Annotated in this window: 12 protein-coding genes and 1 pseudogene; 8 read left to right on the forward strand and 5 right to left on the reverse strand. The window is 33.0% G+C overall.

What is annotated here, in order from left to right; all coding sequences use genetic code 11:
• Positions 1 to 144: pseudogene (locus tag P618_RS09200) on the forward strand (IS701 family transposase); the annotation flags it as partial.
• 170 nt (positions 145 to 314) lie between these two features.
• Here the strand turns inward: P618_RS09200 and P618_RS02405 are convergent.
• Complete coding sequence (locus P618_RS02405; protein ID WP_021827608.1) at positions 315 to 2,000, reverse strand: hypothetical protein; 1,686 nt, start codon at positions 1,998 to 2,000, stop codon at positions 315 to 317.
• Positions 2,001 to 2,307: 307 nt separating this feature from the next.
• On the opposite strand from P618_RS02405, the gene P618_RS08810 reads away from it, so the two are divergent.
• Positions 2,308 to 2,436, forward strand: coding sequence for a hypothetical protein (locus P618_RS08810; protein ID WP_024161108.1), 129 nt, complete (start codon positions 2,308 to 2,310; stop codon positions 2,434 to 2,436).
• A 5-nt stretch (positions 2,437 to 2,441) separates the two neighbouring features.
• On the opposite strand, the gene P618_RS08575 is transcribed toward P618_RS08810, so the two are convergent.
• Genes P618_RS08575 through P618_RS08585 form a run of 3 tightly spaced genes read right to left on the reverse strand, consistent with a single transcriptional unit; the run spans position 2,442 to position 3,225 of the window.
• The gene (locus P618_RS08575) at positions 2,442 to 2,918 is read right to left on the reverse strand and encodes an IS5 family transposase (protein ID WP_021827610.1); all 477 of its coding nucleotides are present in this window, start codon (positions 2,916 to 2,918) and stop codon (positions 2,442 to 2,444) included.
• 27 nt (positions 2,919 to 2,945) lie between these two features.
• Positions 2,946 to 3,113 carry a transposase gene (locus P618_RS08580; protein WP_021827611.1) on the reverse strand — a complete coding sequence of 56 codons (168 nt, stop codon included), beginning with the start codon at positions 3,111 to 3,113 and terminating at the stop codon, positions 2,946 to 2,948.
• Positions 3,085 to 3,225, reverse strand: coding sequence for a hypothetical protein (locus tag P618_RS08585; protein ID WP_024161109.1), 141 nt, complete (start codon positions 3,223 to 3,225; stop codon positions 3,085 to 3,087). The genes P618_RS08580 and P618_RS08585 overlap by 29 nt, the downstream gene beginning before the upstream one ends.
• A 545-nt stretch (positions 3,226 to 3,770) precedes the next feature.
• On the opposite strand from P618_RS08585, the gene P618_RS07805 reads away from it, so the two are divergent.
• Entirely contained in the window at positions 3,771 to 3,962 is a 192-nt protein-coding gene (locus tag P618_RS07805; RefSeq protein ID WP_156918967.1) for a hypothetical protein, read from the forward strand.
• A 112-nt stretch (positions 3,963 to 4,074) separates the two neighbouring features.
• On the opposite strand, the gene P618_RS02425 is transcribed toward P618_RS07805, so the two are convergent.
• Positions 4,075 to 4,812, reverse strand: a complete 738-nt coding sequence (locus P618_RS02425; RefSeq protein WP_021827612.1) for a cytidylyltransferase domain-containing protein — start codon at positions 4,810 to 4,812, stop codon at positions 4,075 to 4,077.
• A 269-nt stretch (positions 4,813 to 5,081) separates the two neighbouring features.
• Between P618_RS02425 and P618_RS08815 the strand changes: the two genes are divergently transcribed.
• The 5 genes from P618_RS08815 to P618_RS02450 all read left to right on the forward strand — a co-directional run.
• The gene (locus P618_RS08815; protein WP_021827613.1) at positions 5,082 to 5,669 is read left to right on the forward strand and encodes an ISAs1 family transposase; all 588 of its coding nucleotides are present in this window, start codon (positions 5,082 to 5,084) and stop codon (positions 5,667 to 5,669) included.
• Positions 5,662 to 6,174 carry an ISAs1 family transposase gene (locus P618_RS08820; RefSeq protein ID WP_084024567.1) on the forward strand — a complete coding sequence of 171 codons (513 nt, stop codon included), beginning with the start codon at positions 5,662 to 5,664 and terminating at the stop codon, positions 6,172 to 6,174. The genes P618_RS08815 and P618_RS08820 overlap by 8 nt, the downstream gene beginning before the upstream one ends.
• A gap of 88 nt (positions 6,175 to 6,262) precedes the next feature.
• Complete coding sequence (locus tag P618_RS02440; RefSeq protein WP_021827615.1) at positions 6,263 to 6,844, forward strand: hypothetical protein; 582 nt, start codon at positions 6,263 to 6,265, stop codon at positions 6,842 to 6,844.
• A gap of 61 nt (positions 6,845 to 6,905) precedes the next feature.
• Positions 6,906 to 7,331 carry a hypothetical protein gene (locus P618_RS02445; RefSeq protein ID WP_156918968.1) on the forward strand — a complete coding sequence of 142 codons (426 nt, stop codon included), beginning with the start codon at positions 6,906 to 6,908 and terminating at the stop codon, positions 7,329 to 7,331.
• A 16-nt stretch (positions 7,332 to 7,347) separates the two neighbouring features.
• Positions 7,348 to 7,609 (forward strand): hypothetical protein (locus tag P618_RS02450; RefSeq protein WP_040458295.1); only part of this gene is annotated, 262 nt, incomplete at its 3' end.

Consider the following 7,609-nt stretch of genomic DNA (forward strand, 5'->3'; position numbering starts at 1 on the left):
TTAGCATCACTCATTGCATACTGCAAATTAGAATTATTGAAAGTGAAAACCTCATTGAATCATTTTGCAATAAAACAAAAACTATTGTTAAAAGCCAATGTTTTAATGTTCAATGAACTTCAAATTTTGAAAGGTGCTACGTAAGATGAGCAATTTATAGCTTTATATATTGTACAAAAGATGGCACTCAACACAAACAATCACGATAATTTATTATTGTTGATGTTATGTGTTACTCATTAAATCAAGTACCTACTCTCTTTCTTAATTTCTTGTATTGTATCTATTCGCTTTTAAGAATATCTTAACGTCATTTATTCTTTAAAATCTAAATTTTTTTGTTTTAAGAGTGAAAGAAGATTTTCGCAAACGGGAAGCGTAAAATTATGAACTTTTTCACTTATATAAGACAAATCTTCTTTTTTCAATTCGTTAATTTTTAAAACGATCTCCTTTTGTTCATTTTCAGATTGTTTTAAAAAATTATGTTCTAATTCTTTTAATAATAAAAATTCTAAAACACACCTCAAATTTTTTTCTTTCGTATAAGGAAGGTAAGAAATTATGCCTTTGTAAAATTCTTCGTCAATTTCAGGACGCAATTCAGGGTTAAGTCTAATTAAATTCAAATATATAGTCAAAGTTCTTGAAAAATCTTGAGTTTTTTTTAAGCTATCTAATTCTTCCTTAAGACCTTTAAAATTTATCTTAACAGTTACCCCTTTTTCATTAAGATTAGTGAAGCAAGCCTCGTATATTTCTAAAAAATTTGTTAGTTTTGGATTGGAATTTAAATTTTTTTTAAGATTTTCAAAATTTATTTGAATTTTTACGTTTTTTGTATTCATTCTAGTTAAAGCAAATTTAAAAAAATAATTATTAAAAGAACTAATTTTTTTTAATTCTGGATATTTATTTAAAAAATTACTTATAAAATCACGATTTGATTGAGTAAATACTTCAATTTTTTCAAGAGAATTTGAAAAATCTTTTGTTTGCATGATCATTTTTACTAACATATGATCGTCATTAAAAACTTTTTTTGTTTTGTATTGTGAAAAAATTCTCCCAATCATAGCAGAACAAAGCTCTCTTACTTTACTGCAATTTATTTTGATTATTGATTCAAAAATTCCTATAAATACACCACTTCTTTCTAACTTTTTTTTATCTAATTGATACAATACGTGAGGTGAACACAACCGAAACCCACACTCCCAATGACGTAACAATTTTTCCCAAGTAATAGCAAATTGTTTATCATCTAAGTCTTGCATCTTCAAAATCATTTTATTTTGCACTTCTGAACTAGCATCAGAAAATGCATCTTTTTTTGTTTCAGTTTTCATTTGACTTTTAAGAATCATAAACTCTAAGATTATTTGCAAATCTGATTTCTTTATATAAGGAAGCCATGAAACCATCTTAGAAAGCAAAACTGTGTCTAATTTTACATTTCCATAATTTATTGCGTCTTGACTAATAAATTTGTGCACTGTATTCGAAAAAAAATCGGAATTCTTTAATTCTTCAAAAAAATCAAAGACATCTCTCATCGTATTTTTACTCTCGACAAACTGTGTTGCCAAAAAATAAGCAATTTCTTGTAAATTTTTAGGACCTCCCAAATAATTTTCTACACTCATAGGAAGTCCTTTAACTAATTGAACCATACGTTTAGTAGAATTTTTGAATAAACTTACGGCGTGAATTGGTAAAAAGTCTCTAAAAAAATCATAAATTCCAGGTAAATTTAAGGAATTTTTTTTAATTTTTTCTAAAGATATTAAAATTATTTGATTTTTTTGATCATCCTGTATTTTTGATAACAAAGTATGATTAGTTAAAATTTCTACAACATTTTGTACATGAGCTTCATCCCATGAACCCCTAGTTAAAGTTTTTATCATTTTCTTTGAAGTAAAATCTTCATTTGCTCCAAAAGAAATCTCTGAAATTCCTGTTAGAAACATTGAGAATAAAAAAAAATTTAATTTCATAATAAAAATAATATTTTTTAAAACTTTTTGGACTCTAACATAAAAAAAATAATTTTGTCAACATTGTTTTTTAACAAAATTTTTAATTAAACCTAGGGCCTGTCCTCAATTAAGCCAAAAACAATTTAAGCCAAGTGAATGGTGCCTGGAAAATTTGAAGACGTTTTATCATAGCGTGAGGCAAGGGCGAGGTGCCGCCTTAAGTTTAGCAAAAAATTCTCGATCAAGTGACGGGATTTGTAAAGGGTATTCGTTTAGTTCCAAACTCTTATGGTGTAATTTATAAAGAACGCAAGGAGACAAATTTATGGGAAATATATTGCATGCCAATGCCAAGACAACGCCAAAAATTAGAAAAAAAATACAAGAATCTAAAGATAGCGCCCCAACGCTTGCAAAACGCTATAAACTAAACGTCAAAACGGTTCCTAGATAGTGTAGTCACGAGATATTAGCCCATAAAGCGATACATCGAATTTGTACTGCTGCCAAGAATGGTCTGACATTTTTCGCATAACGTCTTGCAATACCGCGCCAGCTCTTGAGATAGAGAAATGCATTTTCAACAAGATGCCGAAATTTGTATAAATCTTTATCATAGCCTTTGTGAACTTTTCGGTTTTTTCTTGGAGGTATGACTACGGTCATGCCTTGGCTTTGGGCCTGAGCAACACTCGCATCGCTATCATATTTGTCTGCGAATAAATACTCGGCTGCGATGCCGCTTATCAATTGCCAAGCTTGCGTGCAATCAGCCGTGGTACCGTCTGTAATAATGATTCTGACTCGGCATACCATGCGCATCCACGGCCAGATGTACCTTTGTATTAAGCCCCCTTTTGAGCGGCTCATCTCTTGATTTCCACCTTTCGCACCGGCTGCATGAGGATGCGCTTTGATGTGACTTGCATCAATCATCAGCCATTTACAATCCGGAACATCAACTCATTCTTCGAGCAACTTCTCCCAGATATCTTTGTCTCTCCATCTGATAAAACGACGGTGCGTATTGCTCCAGCTTCCATAATCTGGCCATGGCGCTCCTGTCCTTAAGATCCAAAAAATGGCATTAATACATTGGCGATTAATCTTTAGCTCTCCCGCCCCAAACACCTTCTCGTCCTGGTAAATGAGGCTCTAACACAACTCCATACGCGGTCTGAAATATCGTGGTGACGATGGGCTTCTGACATATAATACCTATGCATTCATGAAATAACTGCATCACTTATATCATACTTCCTATCTCGTGACTACACTATTTAGTCCCCACCCCCGATTAAGTTGGTTTTTTTCAATATTTTTTGAGAATTCAAAAGAAATATGAGTTAAATAAGACATTATGCGTTACGAGATGATCGGTGATATCGGACAAAAGATGGTTTACCTGAAAAATCAGGAAAAGTGATAGACAAGAATAGCCTGTGTGTTGAAACTGTTTTATACCGTTGCCGTGAGGAGAATTCCGTGTCGTAATATGTCAAAGAAGTTTTATGCTTTTAAAGCCATCCACACTCGATTGACCCGTTGAAGCTAAAGGACGTATAAAAAAGGTCTTTGAAATTCTCTCGCAAAACGATGATCATGATTTCGCGATAATCGAAGTCAACGATTGTGCGGCCCCATCAACACAGCACAGGCTCTAAAAAAGAGCATCATCAAGTCGTTAGAGGCGTTCTGAGCACCAAAATTTATGCACCGTGTGATGCCCATGAAAATCCCGTCTCTCTCACCTTACACTAGGTCAGGACCATGATTTGGAAGAGGCTGATGCGGTGCTTGCGGATAAAGTATGCGATTGCGATGAAAGGGGGAGGAGAAAACTTAAAGAAAAGCGGCGTGATTCCACCTAAAAAGAACTGTTTGGAGTCTTCAAATTATGATACATATCTTTTCCCGTCACTTGATCGAATTTTTTTTGCTAAACTTAAGGCAGTACGACGCCATTGCCATACGCTATGAACGTTTTCAAATTTTCTAGGCGCCATTCATTTGGCTTCAATTGTGGTTTGGCTTAATTGAGGACAGGTCCTAAGATGATGATAAAAAAAGAGCTCTTTTAAGCCTAAAAAACCTAGCGATTTTCTAAAAAAATTTGAACTGCTTTCAAATCTTCTTGAGTATCAACACACATATAAGTCATATTTTTTGGAGCCTTGATGGCCCAGATAGAATGTCCCTGATCTAAAAATCTTAACTGTTCTAAAGCAAGACTTTGTTCTCTAAAAGAAGGAGCATATGTCGTAAATGACTTCAATGCAGAGGTTCGAAAAGCATACACTCCCCAATGGCTAAAATACGAAAAAGATGAATCTAATGTCTCTACAACACGACTAAAATCGTGACATTTCCAATACTCAGGAAAATCAGGACACTTTGAACACACAGCCTTAACTTTTGAAGGACTGGATAAAAGTTTCTGATCTTCAAGCTCGCTAACAATCGTAACCATGCTTACGTGCGAAAAAGAAAACGGAACCAAAAGTTCAAAAAGGATTTGAGTGTCTATCACAGGAGTGTCTCCTTGAACATTAATGACAATATCAAATTGATTCCAAGCATTTTTGATATCTATCGCTTGCGCAACTCGGTCTGTACCCGTAAAACATTCTCCCGTCTTCACGCGTTGAGACTCAGAAAAAAGATTCCCAATTCTATCGTCATCGTAAGCCACCCAAACCGGAGCAATATGAGAGTTTTGAAGATTATTAAAAACACGTTGAATCATGGGGATCCCCTGTATCTGAGCCAAAGATTTTTCGGGAAACCGTTTCGACTTTAAGCGAGCAGGAATAACAATAAGCGTACGCAAAAATTCACCAAACTAACTATCCTAAATAACACAAAAAATTCTACACATTTTTTTTTGAATAACAAGCAATGAGATCAAAATTGTATAGGCCACATCCTCGATTAAGTTGGTCTTTTTCAATATTTTTTGAGAGTTTTGACGTTTAGATAGTTTTATGTCGAAATACGACTATATAGTGTAACTCCGAAAACTGCATAAGGAACGGTATAGTACGCAGGGCCTACGCATGAAGAAATTTTATTCTACAACTGTGTTTAAAAGATGTATAGATGTATATTTGCCTTAAAATTATAGAAAGCCATTTTAGTTCATTGAAAGATCCCCGTTCCTCAAGGAACCCACGCCACCCTTTTATGACTTTGATAGCAACCAGTTTGTTAGCAGTTCTTTGTGGTATCGACAGTTTTAGTGGGATGCAGGATTTTGTTGAGATGCATAGGGAAGCGTTGAAAAAATATTTCGACTTTCCGTCTGGTGTGCCAAGTCACGATACTTACCAACGGCTTTGGGATAATTTATGCCCCAATCAATTTAGAGATTGTTTTTGCGATTTTGTAGAAAGTCTTCAAAAAATAACGAGTGACATTATGAATATCGATGGGAAAACGATCCGGAATAGCTCTTCAAATAAGCTTTTTCATAGTGTAAGTGCTTGGTGCAAGAATAAAATGGGTTTCGCCCAAGAGAAAGTGAATGAAAAAATCAATGAAATCAAAGCCATTCCAAAATTGTTAAAACTTTTAGATCTTGAAAATAAAATCATTACGATTGATGCCATGGGAGCTCAAAGGGACATGTGTCAGCAAATCGTTGAGAGGAAAGGTGATTATGTAAGGCAACCAAGGAACACTGTTTGAAGATGTTAAGCTCTTTTTATCTGAGTTAAATAACCACGAATTCATTAACGAAAATAATGACAAAGGCCATGGAAGAATTGAACAGCGTGTGGCCGTTGTTTCACATCATACAAAGCGGCTGAATGACATTCATCAATGGCCTGGTTTAAAATCCATAGGTCGCATTACCTCAACGGTGCTTCGTAAAGGGAAAAAATCAAAAGATACCCGATACTATATTTCATCAAAATTATTAAGTGCTTTTGAACTGAATGAGATTGCCCGTCAGCATTGGGAAATTGAAAATCAACTTCACTGGGGTTTGGATGTTGTTTTCAATGAGGACAAAGCCTGCATTCGGAATGATTGCGTTACCGAAAATTTGGATATACTCAGAAAATGGGCTTTAACCATACTGCATAAAGCAAAAAATAAGCCAGAAAACTCGATCAAGTCTATCATGCGCAAACATTCTATGTCTTTTAAACATCTTATTCATTGTGTGAACACAATTCTTCATGCGTAGGCCCTGATTATAGTCGTATTTTGGCTTGACAATATGTTTTTTTTATATTAATATTTGTTTGTAGAAACTTAAAAAAGGTGAAAATTTTATGAAATTGAAAATTCTTTCTCTTCTTATGATTTTTTGTAATCAAGGTTTTTCTGTCGATATTTCGTTACCCGTGATATTGGAAAATGTTGCAAAAAATAATGTACAAGGTCTGTTAGATAATATTCAAAACTTATTATCAAGCACAAATAAGAAAGAAGTATGCAGCACAGTAAAAAAAATGATTCATAGGAAAATTTTTCAAAATATAAATATATCAAATGTTTTTTATCCACAATATGTTGATAGAACTGTAGAAATATTTTTTAACAAAAACAACGATCAAGATCTTAGCATACAAATCTTGCAAGAAATCTTCAAAGATTTTATATATAGCTTTGTTAATAGTCATATTAATGAACAAGATTTTCTTTCATTTATTGCAACCATTTTAAAAAAGAAAGAAAAGCAGATAGTTGCGGATGCTGCAGGAGAAAAAAATCAACAAACATCTTTTAATTTGAATTCATTTTCATCTGAAAGAGCAAAACAATTTTTAGATTTTGTGAATTTAGAAAAATTTTCAAAAGAAAAACCCCATTTCTTTTGTAGACTTATTGGGAAGATTAGTATCTTCGGATAATGATCCTGAGCTTTCACTGTATGTCTTAAAAATGTTGAATGGTGAAAAAACATTTGGATATATGAAAGATTCTTTTTTTGTTCCAATCATAGAGAAGATTCGAAGCGATAATGTGGATCCCGTTCTTGCGAATTTTGTTTTGAGTTTTTTTAATTTAGAACAAAGATTTACAAAGGTTACATCTAGGCAATTTCAAGGAATGTTATTTGATATTCTATATTCCAATGAGCATCATTTGGATGAAGTTTTATTAACCTCCATGAATTTGAAAGAACATTTGGATACAAATAATTTGAATCAATATAATTGTTTTTATTTTGTTGATTTGTTTGATACTATTTTAGCTTCTTATAGAAAATTGCCGCTTATTATTGAGATCACTTTAAGATCTCTAAATTTTAAACAAATGTGTGCTCAACTTCCCCTAAGTGCGTTTGAGGAATATCGTAACAGAAGGAATCTTAAAATCAATAAAGGAAAATTTTGAAATTACACAATACGTTTTGGATGGTATTTCTGAATCCTTAAGAAAAACAGTTGAACAATCATCGATCGATAAACTTGCTTCATTTGTAACACATTTATGTAAAAGCACTCATAGTCTTTCTGTAAACGTATTAGAGCTATTAGCGCCTAGTTTATCCAACGATAAGAATGATAACTTGGCTCAAAACGTGTATACATCAATAATGAATGATATTTTTTTAAAATTAGAAAAAAAAGATATTTCTAAAGAAGAACGAAATGTTTTGGTAAAAAAAGGAG

The organism is Holospora obtusa F1 (assembly GCF_000469665.2).
In the GTDB taxonomy this organism is placed as follows: Bacteria; Pseudomonadota; Alphaproteobacteria; order Holosporales; family Holosporaceae; genus Holospora; species Holospora obtusa.